This window comes from Rhizobium sp. CECT 9324 (genome assembly GCF_918741265.1).
Taxonomy (GTDB): Bacteria; Pseudomonadota; Alphaproteobacteria; order Rhizobiales; family Rhizobiaceae; genus Allorhizobium.
In genome coordinates, this window is record NZ_CAKKMZ010000001.1 from 1,217,574 (window position 1) to 1,233,004 (window position 15,431).

The 15,431-nt window shown below is 61.4% G+C and carries 14 protein-coding genes; 9 read left to right on the forward strand and 5 right to left on the reverse strand.

Features of this window, described 5'->3' with window-relative positions:
- Positions 1-50: 50 nt before the first annotated feature.
- Together LQ231_RS05850 and LQ231_RS05855 are read right to left on the reverse strand one after the other, a co-directional pair.
- Positions 51-1,337, reverse strand: coding sequence for an FAD-binding oxidoreductase (locus LQ231_RS05850; RefSeq protein WP_230170620.1), 1,287 nt, complete (start codon positions 1,335-1,337; stop codon positions 51-53).
- A 12-nt stretch (positions 1,338-1,349) separates the two neighbouring features.
- Complete coding sequence (locus tag LQ231_RS05855; RefSeq protein WP_113140351.1) at positions 1,350-2,786, reverse strand: glutamine synthetase family protein; 1,437 nt, start codon at positions 2,784-2,786, stop codon at positions 1,350-1,352.
- A gap of 126 nt (positions 2,787-2,912) precedes the next feature.
- Here LQ231_RS05855 and LQ231_RS05860 point away from each other — a divergent pair, with 126 nt between their 5' ends.
- The 6 genes from LQ231_RS05860 (at position 2,913) to LQ231_RS05885 (ending at position 9,440) form a co-directional block, all read left to right on the forward strand.
- A complete protein-coding gene (locus tag LQ231_RS05860; RefSeq protein ID WP_230170621.1) occupies positions 2,913-4,094 on the forward strand; it encodes an NAD(P)/FAD-dependent oxidoreductase in 1,182 nt (393 codons plus the stop codon).
- 210 nt (positions 4,095-4,304) lie between these two features.
- Entirely contained in the window at positions 4,305-4,448 is a 144-nt protein-coding gene (locus LQ231_RS05865; protein ID WP_162742564.1) for a hypothetical protein, read from the forward strand.
- A 252-nt stretch (positions 4,449-4,700) separates the two neighbouring features.
- Positions 4,701-7,292, forward strand: coding sequence for a methyl-accepting chemotaxis protein (locus tag LQ231_RS05870; RefSeq protein ID WP_230170622.1), 2,592 nt, complete (start codon positions 4,701-4,703; stop codon positions 7,290-7,292).
- Between the two features lie 327 nt (positions 7,293-7,619).
- Complete coding sequence (locus LQ231_RS05875; protein ID WP_007597196.1) at positions 7,620-7,829, forward strand: cold-shock protein; 210 nt, start codon at positions 7,620-7,622, stop codon at positions 7,827-7,829.
- A 169-nt stretch (positions 7,830-7,998) separates the two neighbouring features.
- Entirely contained in the window at positions 7,999-9,033 is a 1,035-nt protein-coding gene (gene rsgA, locus LQ231_RS05880; RefSeq protein ID WP_230170623.1) for a ribosome small subunit-dependent GTPase A, read from the forward strand.
- 248 nt (positions 9,034-9,281) lie between these two features.
- Entirely contained in the window at positions 9,282-9,440 is a 159-nt protein-coding gene (locus tag LQ231_RS05885; RefSeq protein ID WP_230170624.1) for a hypothetical protein, read from the forward strand.
- Positions 9,441-9,530: 90 nt separating this feature from the next.
- On the opposite strand, the gene LQ231_RS05890 is transcribed toward LQ231_RS05885, so the two are convergent.
- Positions 9,531-9,737, reverse strand: a complete 207-nt coding sequence (locus tag LQ231_RS05890; RefSeq protein ID WP_230170625.1) for a hypothetical protein — start codon at positions 9,735-9,737, stop codon at positions 9,531-9,533.
- Positions 9,738-9,826: 89 nt separating this feature from the next.
- Here LQ231_RS05890 and LQ231_RS05895 point away from each other — a divergent pair, with 89 nt between their 5' ends.
- Positions 9,827-10,699 carry a LysR family transcriptional regulator gene (locus tag LQ231_RS05895; protein WP_230170626.1) on the forward strand — a complete coding sequence of 291 codons (873 nt, stop codon included), beginning with the start codon at positions 9,827-9,829 and terminating at the stop codon, positions 10,697-10,699.
- Between the two features lie 116 nt (positions 10,700-10,815).
- Here LQ231_RS05895 and LQ231_RS05900 read toward each other — a convergent pair whose 3' ends face one another.
- Both LQ231_RS05900 and aceA read right to left on the reverse strand, forming a co-directional pair.
- Positions 10,816-11,061, reverse strand: coding sequence for a hypothetical protein (locus LQ231_RS05900; protein WP_007597203.1), 246 nt, complete (start codon positions 11,059-11,061; stop codon positions 10,816-10,818).
- A gap of 184 nt (positions 11,062-11,245) precedes the next feature.
- On the reverse strand, positions 11,246-12,535 hold the full coding sequence (gene aceA / locus LQ231_RS05905; RefSeq protein ID WP_007597205.1) for an isocitrate lyase: 1,290 nt from the start codon (positions 12,533-12,535) through the stop codon (positions 11,246-11,248).
- Positions 12,536-12,763: 228 nt separating this feature from the next.
- Between aceA and LQ231_RS05910 the strand changes: the two genes are divergently transcribed.
- Together LQ231_RS05910 and LQ231_RS05915 are read left to right on the forward strand one after the other, a co-directional pair.
- Positions 12,764-14,191, forward strand: coding sequence for an XRE family transcriptional regulator (locus LQ231_RS05910; protein ID WP_230170627.1), 1,428 nt, complete (start codon positions 12,764-12,766; stop codon positions 14,189-14,191).
- Positions 14,192-14,329: 138 nt separating this feature from the next.
- The gene (locus tag LQ231_RS05915; protein WP_230170628.1) at positions 14,330-15,430 is read left to right on the forward strand and encodes a polyamine ABC transporter substrate-binding protein; all 1,101 of its coding nucleotides are present in this window, start codon (positions 14,330-14,332) and stop codon (positions 15,428-15,430) included.
- Position 15,431: the final 1 nt, after the last annotated feature.

A 15,431-nucleotide genomic window follows, 5' to 3' on the forward strand; every position in this document is an offset into this window, starting at 1 on the left:
CCAGAGCCCGAATGAAAATCTCTGCTGCAGCGCAATGCCGCAGCCGGATTTCAGAACCTGTCCCGCAGCGCATACCAAGTCAGCGCCAGGAACAGAAGCGGGCTTCTGAGCCGTGCACCACCGGGGAAGGGCGGGATCTTGAGTTGCTTGAGCAGGTCCAGTTCACTCGAATTTCCGGCAATCGAATCGGCGTACATCTTGCCTGAATAGTTTGACAACATCACGCCATGGCCGGAAAATCCGCCGATCGACGTGACGCCCGGCATGACCTCGCGGGCAAAGGGCTTGCGCGGCAGCGTGATGCCGACCGAGCCGCCCCAGGCATGGGTCATCTCGATATCCTTGAGAGACGGGTAGATCTCGGCGATCTGGCGCCGGATATGGGTGGAAATGTCACGCGGGCTGTCCGACGTATAGGCCTCGCGGCCGCCGAACAGCAGGCGCCCGTCCTGGCTCTTGCGAAAATAGCGCACGACGAAACGGCTGTCGGCGACGGCTTCCGAGCCGGGGATCACATCCGGGAACTTGTCGAGCGGCACGGTCGCGCCGATGAACGAACGGATCGGCATCACCCGGGCTGCCGTCACCGGTTCCAGATTGCCGATATAGGCATTGGTCGCGATCAGCACCTTGTCGGCGGTAATCGTGCCGCGGGGCGTATCGATCAGCGTCTTGCCGCCATTCTGGCGGATCGCCGTGGCCGGTGTCATTTCGTGGATGCGCGCCCCGGATCCTGCCGCCACGCGCGCCAGCCCGATCAACAGCTTGAGCGGATGGATATGGCCGGTGCCGGTGTCGCGCACGCCGCAGAAATAGCGTTGCGATCCCAGCCGTTCGGCGGTCTCGGCCTGGTCCATGAAGCTGACATGCGGATAGTTGTAGCGGGTCGCCAGGATCTCGGCGGAGCGCCGATAGTCGTCGCCGTAGCTTTTCTTGTGCGACACATTCATCTGCCCCGGCATGTATTCCATGTCGATGCCATGGGTGTCGGCAAAGCCGAGCAGATGCTGCTTGGCGTTTTCCGCCATGTCGAACAGCGCCTTGGAGCGTTCGTAGCCGAGCTCTTCCTCCAGTTCGTCCGGCCATGCGCGCTGGCCGGTGCCGAGCTGGCCACCATTGCGGCCCGATGCGCCGTCGCCGAAGCGATGGCCTTCGATCAGCACGACCGAGACGCCGCGCGTCGCCAGATGATAGGCCGCCTGCAGCCCTGTATAGCCGCCGCCGACAATGGCGACGTCTGCGCTGACCGAGCCGTCAAGCGTCGGATATTCCGGCCGCTCCCCGGCACTCGCCTGGTACCAGGACAGGCCGGGTGCGATAGGACTTTGCCATGCCATGAAACGCGCTCCTCAGACGTTCAGGAGAAGGAATTCGCGTTCCCACGGGCTGATCACTTGCATGAAGGTCTCGAACTCGCCACGCTTGACGCCGGCATAGAGCCCGATGAACTCGGCGCTCAGGACTTCTGCCAGGGCATCGTCCGATTCCAGCTGCGACACCGCCTCCAGCAGGCCGCGCGGCAGATCGACCGAACCCTCGTTGGCGGTGCCTTCCGATGCAGCCGTCGGTTCGACTTCTTTCAGGATGCCGAGCAGACCGCAGCCGAGCGAGGCGGCGAGCGCCAGATAAGGATTGCAGTCGGAGCCGGGCAGGCGGTTTTCAATACGCCGGGCAGCAGCATCGGACACCGGAACGCGGAAGGCCGTGGTGCGGTTGTCATAACCCCAGGCATTGTTGACCGGCGCCGACATGTCGGGCGTCAGGCGGCGATAGGAGTTCACATAAGGCGCCATCATCACCAGCGCCTTGGGCACGAAGCTCTGCATGCCGCCGATGAAGTGGAAGAATTCCTTCGACGGTGAGCCGTCGGGATTGGAAAAGACGTTCTTGCCGGTCTCGATATCGACCACCGATTGGTGGATATGCATCGCCGATCCGGCCTGGCCCTGCATCGGCTTGGCCATGAACGTCGCATAGATGCCGTGCTTGAGGGCAGCTTCGCGGATCGTGCGCTTGAACAGGAAAACCTGGTCGGCAAGCTCGATCGGATCGCCGTGGCGCAGGTTGATTTCGAGCTGCGCCGGACCCTCTTCGTGGATCAGCGTGTCGATCTCCAGACCCTGCTTTTCCGAGAAGTGATAGATATCGTCGATCAGTTCGTCGAATTCGTTGATGCCGGCGATCGAATAGCCCTGGCCGCTGACGATGGCGCGACCGGAGCGGCCCTTCGGCGGATGCAGCGGATAGTCCGGGTCGTCATTGGTGGCAACGAGATAGAATTCGATTTCCGGTGCCACGACCGGTTTCCAGCCGCGGTCCGCATACATGCGCACCACGTTTTTCAGCACGTTGCGCGGCGTATAGGGCACGTCCTCGCCGGTCGAGCCGACGATGTCGCAGATCACCTGCGCGGTCGGATCGGTCTCCCATGGAACGACGGAAAGCGTCGAGAGGTCGGGCACCAGCTTCAGGTCGCTGTCGCGGGGCTCATAGCGGAAGTTGCCCGTCTCTTCCGGATATTCGCCGGAAATCGTATGGCGATAGAGTGCCGATGGCAGGGCCAGAGACGTGTTCGAGGTGAACTTGGAGGAAGGCATCATCTTGCCGCGCGGCACGCCGGCAAGGTCGGGCGTGATGCATTCGATATCCTCGATGCCGCGCGCACGCAGCCAGCCGGCCGCTTCCTTCCAGGTGCTCACGCCACGCATCGATCTGGGGTCCGGGGGGATGCTCGCCTTTTTCTTTGCCGCGCCTTGGGGTCTCAGCATTGTCTTTTTAGGAGGCATGTCTCACCGGTTCGGGTTGTTTGATGGAACCATCATAACCAGACTTTGCCAATTGGCGAGGGGGGACCGTTGACTTTGACGGCCCGATCGAAAAGACAGGCGATGAACGCGGATCGGGAGCCGGGCATGGCCAAGCAGTATGAGGTCGCCATCCTTGGCGCAGGCGCGGCCGGCATGATGGCGGCAATGACAGCCGGCAGGCGCGGCCGCTCCGTCGTGATCCTCGACCACGCAAAGGCGCCGGGCGAAAAGATCCGCATCTCCGGCGGCGGCCGCTGCAATTTCACCAATAGTCATGCCGGGCCGAAGAACTATCTCTCGGAAAACCCGCATTTCGCCAAGTCGGCGCTGGCCCGCTATACGCCGCAGGACTTCATCGCCTTGGTCGATCGCCATGGGATCGCCTGGCACGAAAAGACCCTGGGCCAGTTATTCTGCGACGACAGTGCCAAGGACATCATCCGCATGCTGCTGGAAGAGATGCGGGCCGCCCATGTCGACCTGAAGCTCTCGACGACGATCGACACGGTCGAACACGGCATCGACGGCTTTCGCCTGCAGACATCCGAAGGCACGATTGCGGCCAGGTCGCTGATTGTCGCCTGCGGCGGCAAGTCGATCCCGAAAATGGGCGCGACCGGCTTTGCCTATCGCATTGCCGAGCAGTTCGGCCTGACCGTCACCGAGACAAGGCCGGCTTTGGTGCCGCTGACGCTGGAGCCGAACCTGCTCGCCGATCTGGCCGAACTCGCCGGCGTCGCCGTCGATGCCGAAGTCCGTCATGGCAAGACCGGCTTTCGCGAGGCCATGCTGTTTACCCATCGCGGTCTCTCGGGCCCCGCCATCCTGCAGATCTCCAGCTACTGGCGCGAGGGCGACGAGATCATCCTGTCGCTCGAGCCGGATGTGGCGGTGCTCGAAGGACTGAAAAAGGCCAAACGTGAAAACGGCCGCCAGGCGGTCCAGACCGTGCTTGCCCAGCACCTGCCGAAGCGCTTGGCGCAATACATCGCAGACAGCCTCAAGCTCGACAGGCCGCTGGCCGACCAGACCGACAAGGCGCTGGCATCGGTCGAGCAGCATCTCCGGCGCTGGGTGATCAAGCCTGCCGGATCGGAAGGCTATCGGACTGCGGAAGTGACGCTCGGCGGCGTCGATACCCGCCATCTCGATAGCCGGACGATGATGGCCAAGACCGTACCCGGTCTCTATTTCATCGGCGAGTGTGTCGATGTGACCGGCTGGCTCGGCGGCTACAATTTCCAATGGGCCTGGGCGTCCGGATTTGCCGCCGGCGAGAGCCTCTGACCGCACTTCAATCGGCCGGTGGCCGCCACGCGGTCTTTTCCAACGGTCCGCGCAAGCTTCGCCTGATAATTCAGCACTTGTTAACATGCGTCCGCCATCCTGAACGAATGCCGGTGCGGTGCCCCCTCTGGGATCCGTGACATGAGGTCGGGCCGGCGAGCCTGAAGAGGCATGCTTCCTGACGAGTGGCCTACTATGAGGACAGCGCTGATGAACAGACATGACCGCAAGCCCCGCGCCATTGCCATTGCCCGCACGCAAAATGCCGACCGCGACAGGCTGCTCCATATCGCCATTCTCAGCGCCTACGCAGCAAGCGCGCTCGCAGCGCTTGCCATCTGTCTGATCCACTGATCACGTCTCCAGCAAGATAAGGTTCGGCCCGGGTGGGATGGTCCTGCGCGGGCGCCGGATCTCGACCGCTTTTTGCCGATATCGAGACATGCGGTCCCACTGGTGCATCTGCGCAGCTGTGGCCCGCAAACATGCGCGCGCGGCTGCATCAGCGGCAGATCCTCATTTAACTTCGTCTTGATACTTTTGTTGCACGCTCATCGTGGGAGACTTGCCGAAAAATCGCTGCGCGCTGGGATGTGCTGTGCAGCGATGGATTGCAGGCAGGGAGGAGTCGGCGCGCAAGCGTCGCAATTGCTTGGAGGACACCAGTTGATCGATCGTATTTTGTCGCGTTTTTCCATATCGACCAAGGTCATGGCCTTCGTCCTGCCATTTGTGCTGTCGATCACGGCCGTCGGGCTGATGGGCCTTTATGCCTCCGGCATGTTGCAGCAGCGCATGGAGATCTCGAACGGCACCATGCGGTCGCTCAATGGCTTCAGAAACGTCAACGCAACCATGGCCCGCTTCCTCAGCGAAACATCGGAGGAAACGCGCGCGGCCGTTCTTGCCGAACTGTCGGCCCAGCAGGCTACGCTGCAGGTCAACGTCACGGAAATCGGTGCGGATGGTGTCGGCCGCAACTTCCTCGACGAAGCGATTGCCGGTACCGGTGCGATCAACCAGAAGATCGACAGCCTGTGGCAATTGCACCAGGCAGAAGTTCAGCTCGCAACCGGCATCAATGAACATCTGAAAAGCCTGATGGCCCAGCAGATCCGTGTCTCCGACGAAGCGCAGAAATTGCAGCGCGCGGTGGTCTCGGGTGAAAACGATGCGAAGAGCGCACTGCGCGAGGCCGATCGCCTGACCGCTGCCGCCAATTTCATGGCCACGCTCACCAAGGAGTATTTCTCCGCCGGCCTGCCGGAAGCGCAGTTCCCGGTTTTGCAGAAGGCGCTGCCCGAACTCGTCAAGACCCAGCGCAAGATTGCGACAGCATTGCCGCCGCAGCACAAGGACCTGGGCAAGACGCTGCAGGCAACCATTGCCGAATTGAAGGAAAAGCTTGCCACGGGTGATACGAGCCTGGAGGCGGGTCGTGCCATCGGGCCGGTCATGGCGAAATTCCGTGGCTATGAGGCCATCTTGCGCGCCAGTGCCGCGGAGAAGAATGCGCTCGCCGTCAGCCGCTTTGCTGCGGTCGAAACCAGCGCGGTGCAGGCGGCCGACATCCTGTCGGGCAGCCGCATGCTGATTGCCGATGTCTATGATCTGCGCCTGATCACTGCCGCCTTCCTGATGGCCAAGGATGACAAGGCCCGCGATCCGCTGCTGCGCCAGATCAAACTGGTCAGCGACAATCTTGCCGTACTCGGCGGCAGCATCGCCGACAAGGCATTTTACGAGAGCCTTGCCGCTGCAATCACCCCGCACCTGGCGGGCCTGACAACCGATAGCGAGGCGCTGGTCAAATCCAGCGCCGACCGCATCGCAAGTTATGCCGAAGCCAGCAAGACCATGGATACGATCTGGGCGTCGCTGACTGCCTTTGCCGATCTGCAGAAGGATGTGGCGGGCACGGAAAGCCAGGAAGCCAACCGCCTGTCGATCTCGACCATGGTGGCCGGCGTCGTTGTCGCCATCTTCGGCGGCGTCGCACTAGTGCTGACTCTGCAGAGACCGATCGCGCGCATCACGGCCACCATGCAGCGTCTTGCAGAAGGCGACCTGGACGCCGGCATCATCGGCGACAAGCGCGGCGATGAAATTGGCGCGATGGCGCGTGCCTTGGGTGTGTTCAAGTCCAACGCCCACACCAAGATCGAGATGGAGACGGAACGTCAGCTTGAACAACAGCAAGCCGAAGCCGAGCGCCGCCGCAACGATGCCGACAAGCAGGCGCTGGATGCCGAGATCGATCATGCCGTGACCAAGCTTGCCCAAGCGCTGGAACGCCTCGCCAATGGCGACATTTCCTTCGAGATCGAGGACCGCTTCCACGGTCGCCTCGAAACGCTGCGCACCGATTTTAATCTGTCGCTGGCCCGCCTGCGCGACACCATGCGCCAGATCGCCGGCAATGTGGACATGATCCAGAACAACGGACGGCAGATGGCGCAATCCGCCGTCGATCTTGCCCGCCGCACCGAACAGCAGGCGGCTTCGCTCGAGGAGACGGCGGCTGCCGTCGACGAGATTACCGTCGCCGTCAGGTCTGCCTCAGAGCGTGCCGAGCGCGTCAATGGCGTGGTGCGCGATGCCAAGAAGAATGCCGATGAATCAGCAGTTGTTGTCGGCAGTGCGATTTCGGCCATGGGCCGGATCGAGGAAGCTTCGGGCCAGATCTCCAGCATCATCGGCGTGATCGACGAGATTGCCTTCCAGACCAACCTTCTGGCGCTAAATGCCGGCGTCGAAGCCGCCCGTGCTGGCGAAGCCGGCAAGGGTTTTGCCGTCGTCGCCCAGGAAGTGCGTGAACTGGCCCAGCGTTCGGCCGGTGCCGCCAAGGAAATCAAGGGGCTGATCAATCGTTCGGCTCAGGAAGTCGCAATCGGTGCCACCCATGTGCAGCAGACCGGTGAGGTCCTGGCGCGCATCGGCAGCCAGATTTCCGCCATCAGCGAACATGTCGAAAAGATCGCCGAAACCAGCCGCGAACAGTCCGGCGCCCTGCAGGAGGTCAATGGTGCGGTATCGCGCATGGACCAGATGACCCAGCAGAACGCCGCCATGGTCGAGGAAGCCACAGCCGCAACGCAGGACCTGTCGGGCCAGACCGACGCGCTGCGCGATTTGCTGCAGCAATTCCGCATCGAGGCAGAGCGCGGCGGTCGCGCCGTGGCCGCAAGGGCGGCTTGATACTCCCGGCAGGATGTCTATGCCTGCAGCGCCGTTCTTCATCGCGATGAACCAGCTGCAGGCGGCAGTCCGCATGGCGCAATGAGCGTCATCTCGGCATTCATCGCTAATGCAAGCAGGGGACGATCGCCAGGTTAGCAAAAACTAAAAGTTGACAATACCGGTACGCTTGCCTATATCGGGTTTGTCGATATTTTGCTTGCTGAGCTTTGGTTACCGCGCTTTTTTCAATCGCGCCCTGAACGAACCTTCATTTCAAAATTCGCTACCACCATCCGCAGCGCTTCGGCACTGTGGTTACTCAATACTGCTATGAAAGGGTTCATCATGATCACCGGCACAGTAAAATGGTTTAACTCCACCAAGGGCTTCGGCTTCATCCAGCCTGACAATGGCGACGCTGACGCGTTCGTTCATATCTCTGCCGTCGAGCGCGCCGGAATGCGCGAAATCGTCGAAGGCCAGAAGATCGGCTTCGACCTCGAGCGCGACAAGAAGTCGGGCAAGATGTCTGCTTGCAACCTGCAGGCTGTATAATCGGAAACTGCTTTCCTTTGACCGCGGATGTACCGGCACTGTCGAAAGCAAGTTTACCCAGGGAGGTCAGGCTGATTGCCTGGCCTTTTTTTGTTGCAATCCATCGGATCGCCGTTAGGCCTATCTTGATGCTGGCTGGCAAGGCCGGGCCAAAACATCGGGAGAAGCCATGAATGATGCGAAGACTGTGACTGGTTCGAACAATCCATCATCGCTGGAGCCGCTGGGCTGGTCTGAATATTTCAGCACGCAGGTCACGCCCGACGAAATGGACCTCGCGCCCCGGCGCATTTCTTCCGTTCATCGTGCGCGCCTCGAGGCGATCGATGCCCGTGGCCCGGTGGCGCTCGAGATCGGCTCGAACGTCAACACCGCAGACTTTGCCGTCGGCGACTGGGTTCTGGCCGACCCGTTCACGCAGATGCTGGTTCGCCGGCTTGACCGCAAGACGGTCCTGCAGCGGCGCACCGAACTGAAGCACGGCCAGCAGCTGGCCGCAGCCAATGTCGATACGCTGTTCATTGCCACGTCTTGCAACGCCGATTTCAATCCGGCACGGCTGGAGCGCTATCTGATCATGGCGCATCAGGCTGGAGCGACACCGGTGATCGTGCTGACCAAGGCCGACACCGTCGCCGATGCGGACACCTATGCGCAGCAGGCAAGGGCCTTGCAGCGCGATCTGTCGGTCGTTGTCCTCAACGCCAAGTCGGCAGATGCGATTGCAGCATTGAAACCCTGGTGCGGCGCAGGCCAGACGGTTGCGCTGGTCGGCTCGTCCGGCGTCGGCAAGTCGACGCTGGTCAATACGCTATCCGGATCCGCAAGCCTGCAGAAGACCGGCGACATCCGCGAATATGATGCGCAGGGCCGCCACACCACGACGGCGCGCTCGCTGCACGCGATTGCCGGCGGTGGCTGGGTGGTTGATACGCCCGGCATCCGCACGCTTTATGTCAGCGACATCGCCGACGGTATCGAAGCCCTGTTCAGCGATATTACCGATCTCGCCGAGCAGTGCCGCTTTCGCGATTGCACCCATGTGCATGAGCCGGGCTGCGCGGTCCAGGCCGCGGTCAAGACGGGCACGCTCGATGCCGAACGTGTGGAGCGTTGGCGTGGTCTGCTGGAGGAAAGCCGCAGCCGCACGCCGATCACATCGGGACCGCGCGGCAACAAGACCGTGCGCAAGAAAAAATACTGACCACCCTCTTTGCATGCTGCCTTTCTTTACAGGGCAGCATGGCGGATGGCACGGACAGACAGGCATGCCGATGCGCCAGTCCGGAGCTCATCCTTGTAAAGACGCAGCCTCTTCCCACATAGAGAACACGTCGAGGCGGCCGCCTGCGAAAAGATCGCGGGCAGACTAGGCCGACCCAATCCTTACCAGCCAACACGAATTCCACAGGTTTCGGCGCCCCGCCGGATCCCGCACGAACGGAGACTTTCATGTCCGATAAAAACACAAGCGCTGAAGCCAAGCCCTACGAGCCGATCGCGTTTGCCAAGAAGCATCGTATCTCGGTCGAGGACGCCAAGGCGATCATCGGAAAACACGGCGCCGATCGTAAGTCGGCCGACAAGGAAGGTCGACGCGTCAGCGTCTGACCCGAGTAACCATCTCCGCGCCAGCCTTGCCGGCGCGGAGACGATCCAGACTATAAAGCAGGCGGTTGACGGCCAATGATACCGATCGCCTCACTCGGCCGGTTGCCCGTCACGGCACCAGCCACACTCAGCCTGCGCTAACTCGTCTGTCTGCCTCTTGGCGAACCACGTCTTCCTCAACCGCCCCCACCAGCCTTCCCGGTAAGCCTGATAAAACGCCTCTTCGCGCAGGCGCGGGCTTGCGGCATGCCGCTCCCGCATGAGCTCAAAAGCCATCGCCGCATAGATCTCCACCATGACGGATCTCCTCTTTTTCAATCCATCACCCCATCTATCGGCTAAATTTCGCTCCATAAACACGAGATATTGCGCTATGTCTTTCACTCATGAAAAACATAGCATGGGATTCCTATCAGCTTTTTCTCCAGGTCGCCCGTCTGGGTGGCCTGACGGGTGCGGCGTCCGCCAGTGGATTGAGCCCGGCCACCATCGGTCGCCGCATGCTGGTGCTGGAGGAGGATCTGGGGCGGCCGCTGTTTCACCGCAGCCAGACCGGCTACACGCTGACCGGCGACGGCAGGGCCCTGCTCGATCATCTGGGCGAGCTGGAATCCGCCTCGCGCAAGGTCGATATCTGGCGACGCGGGACAGCGTCCGATGCCCTTGTGCGGATTGCGGTCGGCACCTGGATCGGCTGGCTGCTGGCGGAAAATTTCCCGGCCATTCGCCAGGAGCGTGATGCCTTTCGCATCAATCTTTTCATCGGTGAACAGCGCGCAAGTCTCGCCCACCGGGAAAGCGACATCGGCATGCGCGCCTTCGAGCCGGATGAACTCAACCTCGCCACGTCCCTCGTCGGGGAGGTCGCCTATGCGCCTTTCCGGGCCCGCAACACCGTCGATGCCGGGCCGGAGCGCTGGTTGGCCGTCGATCGGGACAACGCCATTTCCGCCTATCTGCGCTGGCCGCATGAACAGGTGGCGGACCGGATCGTTGCCACCGTCAATCGACCGCGCTCGCTGAGAGATCTGGCGCTGGCGGGTGCGGGCATTGCGGTACTGCCCTGTTTTGTCGGCGACCAGGAGCCAAGGCTGCAAAGGGCAGGCGGGGAGATCGTCGACCTGCGTCACCGCCAGTGGATCGTGATGAACAATGACGACCGGCATCGCCCGGAGATCCGCACGGTGGTCGACCGCATGACAAAACTGCTGCGCGCGCATTCCGACCTGTTTGCCGGCCACCGCGCCAACCGCGCGTGAACTGGTTCCGGCTCTGACGAAAAAGCCCGCACAACGACCGTCGCTCCTCCCCCGAGGCGATCCTTGTGCGGGCAGCCGTTCCGGAGGTCAGGGCCGGACGGTAGACGGTGTTCGGATCAGGCGGCGTGGGCGCCCTGGGTCACGATGACCGGGATCAAGAGATCGCCCCAGTTACCGTCGCCACCATGGTGGCGGGCGGAGCGGACCAGCTCGACGGACACGCCGGCATCGACGGCCTTCATGATCGAATGGTTCAGGCGGTGCAGGTCATTGGCCAGCATGCGGATCATCGCCTGCTGATCGGTGCTCATCGCAGATGACTGTTCTTCTGCGCGTTCTTTGACTCGGGTCTGCGGGGTCATGGTATTTCTCCTCTTGTATTAGGGGTTGTTGAAATGTGGCTTTCGGTAACGCTTGGCCCCTCATCCGGCTGCCGCCACCTTCTCCCCGCAGGCGGGGAGAAGACGCATGTCGATGCCTCCATTGCAGGGCTCCCCCTCTCCCCGCTTGCGGGGAGAGGGTAGGGTGAGGGGCAATTGCCCGGCATCACTCCGCCGCAGGGCGGAACTGGTCGTGCTCGGTGGATTCGCCCATCGCCGTGGTCGACGACTGGCCGCCGGAGATCGCCAGCGACACGGCATCGAAATAGCCGGTGCCGACTTCGCGCTGGTGCTTGGTCGCGGTATAGCCGTTGGCTTCGGCGGCAAACTCCGCCTGCTGCAGCTCCGAATAGGCCGACATCTGGCGATCCTTGTAGCCGCGTGCCAGTTCGAACATGCCGTAGTTCAGCTGGTGGAAGCCGGCGAGCGTGATGAACTGGAACTTGTAGCCCATCGCCCCGAGTTCCTTCTGGTACTTGGCGATCGTCGCGTCATCGAGGTTCTTCTTCCAGTTGAACGACGGCGAGCAATTGTAGGCGAGCTTCTTGCCCGGATGCACCTTGTGTACCGCTTCGGCAAATCTGCGCGCCTGCTCGAGATCCGGCTTGGAGGTTTCCATCCAGATCATGTCGCAATGCGGCGCATAGGCGATCGCGCGGGCAATACACGGCTCGATGCCGTTCTTCACCTGGTAGAAGCCTTCCGCCGTGCGGCCGGCATCGTAGTCGACGAAGGGCCGGTCGCGCTCGTCGATATCCGAGGTCAGCAGCTTTGCCGCTTCAGCATCGGTGCGGGCGATGATCAGCGTCGGCGTGCCCATGACGTCGGCAGCCAGGCGTGCCGCAGACAGGTTGCGGATATGTGCCTGCGTCGGGATCAGCACCTTGCCGCCGAGATGGCCGCATTTCTTTTCCGAGGCCAGCTGATCTTCATAGTGAACGCCGGCAGCACCCGCCTCGATGAACGCCTTCATGATCTCGAAAGAGTTGAGTGGCCCGCCGAAACCGGCTTCCGCATCGGCAACGATCGGCGCGAACCAGGTTTCGACCGAAAGGCCGTTGCCTTCCTGGGTCTCGATCTGGTCGGCGCGCTGCAGCGTCTTGTTGATCCGCTTGGCAAGCTCCGGTGCGGCATTGGCCGGATAGAGCGACTGGTCGGGATACATCGATGAGGCGGTATTGGCGTCGGCGGCAACCTGCCAGCCGGAGAGATAGATCGCCTTCAGACCGGCGCGCACCATCTGCATCGCCTGGTTGCCGGAAAGCGCGCCGAGCGCGTTGACGAAATCTTCCTCGTGGATCAGCTTCCACAACCGGTTGGCGCCCATTTCGGCGAGCGAATGCTTGATCTCGACCGAGCCGCGCAGACGCTTGACGTCTTCGGCGGTGTAGCTGCGCTGGATGCCGTCATAGCGGCCCTTCGGTGCGTTCGGAACGAGATTGTAAAAATCAGTCATTATAGTCTCCCTTTCACTCCTTGATACGAGCTCGTCGTTAATTTTGCTCGCCTTTGATGTGACTAGATTTACATCGCGCCGCACAAATCGGCTAGAAAAAACATGAAATCAACGTTTTGAAAGAGGTTAGGCTGTCTTGTCTTTGACAGGGTCGCAGTGTAAAATTGTAAATTCTGTAAAGTTACGACGAGCGCGAATGTTGTCGGAATTTGTAAAAAAGGCTGTCGAATGGCTGAAAACAAGATCTTTGCCGGCCCGCGTGTCCGGCGCATCCGCAATGGTCTGGGCCTGACCCAGACGGCCATGGCCGAGGCGCTGGAAATTTCGCCCTCCTATCTCAATCTGATCGAGCGCAACCAGCGTCCGCTGACGGTCCAGCTGCTGCTGAAATTGGCATCGGTCTACAAGGTCGATCTCGACGAGCTGCAGGGCGAGGCCGGCGGCACGGCGAGCCTGTTGCGCGAGGTCTTTGCCGATCCGCTTCTGTCCGGCGAACTGCCGGGCGATCAGGAACTGATCGAGATTGCCGAAGCCGCACCCAATGCGGCAAACGGCATCGTCAAGCTTTACCGCGCATATCGCGAGCAGGCCGCACGCCTGACCGATCTCGCCGACCTTCTCGCCCGCGAAGGCCATGAGACGTCCCTCTCGGGTGCCAGGCTGCCGATCGACGAGGTGCGCGAGGTGATCGAGAGGCGGTCCAATTTCCACGCCCGTATCGAGGATGCCGCAGAGGCGTTCCACGCCGCCCTCGGATTGGTCGCCGGCGATGATCTCGCCGTTGCCCTGAAGTCTTGGCTGAGAACCAAGCACGGCATCGTCGTGCGGGCCCTGCCGGTGCAGACCATGCCGTCATTACGTCGCCGCTACGACCGCCATTCCATGCGCCTGTTTCTGTCCGAGCGGCTGTCTGTCTTCGACCAGTTGCGCGAAGTGGCGATGGAGGTCTGTCTGCTGGCGTTGAATGACGAGATCCAGGCGGCGCTGGAGGATCTGGCCCTGACGTCCGGCGAGGCGCGGCGGCTCGGGCGGTTCGAACTGGCGCGTTATGCCGCCCATGCGTTGATGATGCCTTACAGCGCCTTCCTGGCGGCGGCCCAGCGCGCCCGTTATGATGTCGACGTGCTGCGCGCCCGCTTCAATGTCTCGTTCGAACAGGCGGCCAATCGCCTGACCATGCTGCAGCGGCCGGGTGCGCAGGGCGTGCCGTTTTTCCTTCTGGAAGTCGACAATGCCGGCAATCGCTTCCGTCGCAGCGGCGCGCAAGGCTTTCCACAGGCAAAATTCGGCGGCCTCTGTCCCAAGCTCAACATTCATGTGGCCTTCGCCCAGCCGGCCCAGATTCTTGTCGATCATGTCCAGATGCCCGATGGCGCCGGTTTCCTGACGGTCTCGCGCACGCTGGAAGGCCCTCAGGCGGGCTTTGGGGAACGGGTGAGGCGCACGGCATTGCTCATCGGCTGCGACATCGCCCAGGCGGACGATGTGGTTTATGCGGATGTCGTGCGTGCCCCGGCTGTCGACCCCGTTCCGATCGGCACCGCCTGTCGGCTGTGCGAGCGTTCGGGCTGTCTGTCGCGCGCCGAGCCGCCCCTGACGCGTCCGCTCGGCCTTGATGAAATGGTCACGGGATTAAGTGCATTCGACTTCCAGTAATTCCCGGCGGACCAAAATTTGCCTTTGCACCTGCGAAGAATTTCGCTTGTCGCCCGTCCAATTCCTTTCTAGTCTCTTAAAAAACAACGGGAATGGCATTGTGGGACCCTCGGTCTCGAAGCTGGAACAGGAGAAAAAATGAAGTCTCAATTCATTCGCACCGCGTCCGTGGCCCTGGCGACAATCTTCATCGCATCGGCCGTTCAGGCGCAGGAGCGCGTCGTCCATGTCTACAACTGGTCTGACTATATCGATGAGTCCGTTCTCGAGGAGTTCACCAAGGAGACCGGCATCAAGGTCGTCTATGACGTCTTCGATTCGAACGAATTGCTGGAGACCAAGCTGCTCGCCGGCGGCTCCGGCTACGATGTCGTCGTGCCGACCGGCCCTTTCCTGGCCCGCCAGATCACCGCAGGTGTGTTCCAGAAGCTCGACAAGTCCAAGCTGCCGAACATCGCAAACATGTGGCCGGATATTTCCGAGCGCCTGGCAAAATACGATCCCGGCAACGAATATGCCGTCAACTACATGTGGGGCACGACCGGCATCGGCTATAACTCGGCCAAGCTGAAGGAAGCGCTCGGCGCCGACTTCAAGGTCGACAGCTGGGATGCGATCTTCAAGCCGGAAAACGCGGAAAAGCTGAAGGCCTGTGGCATCAACATTCTCGATGCATCGGACGAGACCTTCGCGATTTCGATGAATTACATCGGCAAGGATCCGGATAGCAAGGCGACGGCCGACCTCGAAGCCGGTGGCGCCGTCTATTCGCAGATCCGCCCCTTCGTGAAGACCTTCAATTCGTCCTCCTATATCGATGATCTCGCTAATGGCGACATCTGCGCCACGATCGGCTGGTCGGGCGACATCCTGCAGGCCAAGGCGCGTGCGGAAGAAGCCAAGAACGGCGTCGAGATCGAATATGTGATCCCGAAGGAAGGCACCTACATGTGGTTCGACAACCTGGCGATCCCGGCGGATTCCAAGAATGTCGCCGAAGCGCATGAATTCATCAACTTTCTGATGAAGCCGGAGGTCATCGCCAAGGCCTCGAACTATGTCCAGTATGCCAATGGCAATCTTGCCTCTCAGGCAATGCTCGATGAGGCGGTGATCAAGAATCCGTCCGTCTATCCGACCGAGGAGACGGTCAAGAAGCTCTTCACGATCTCGCCCTATGGCCCGAAGGAACAGCGGGTGCTCAACCGGGTCTGGACCCAGATCAAGACCGGCAGCTAAC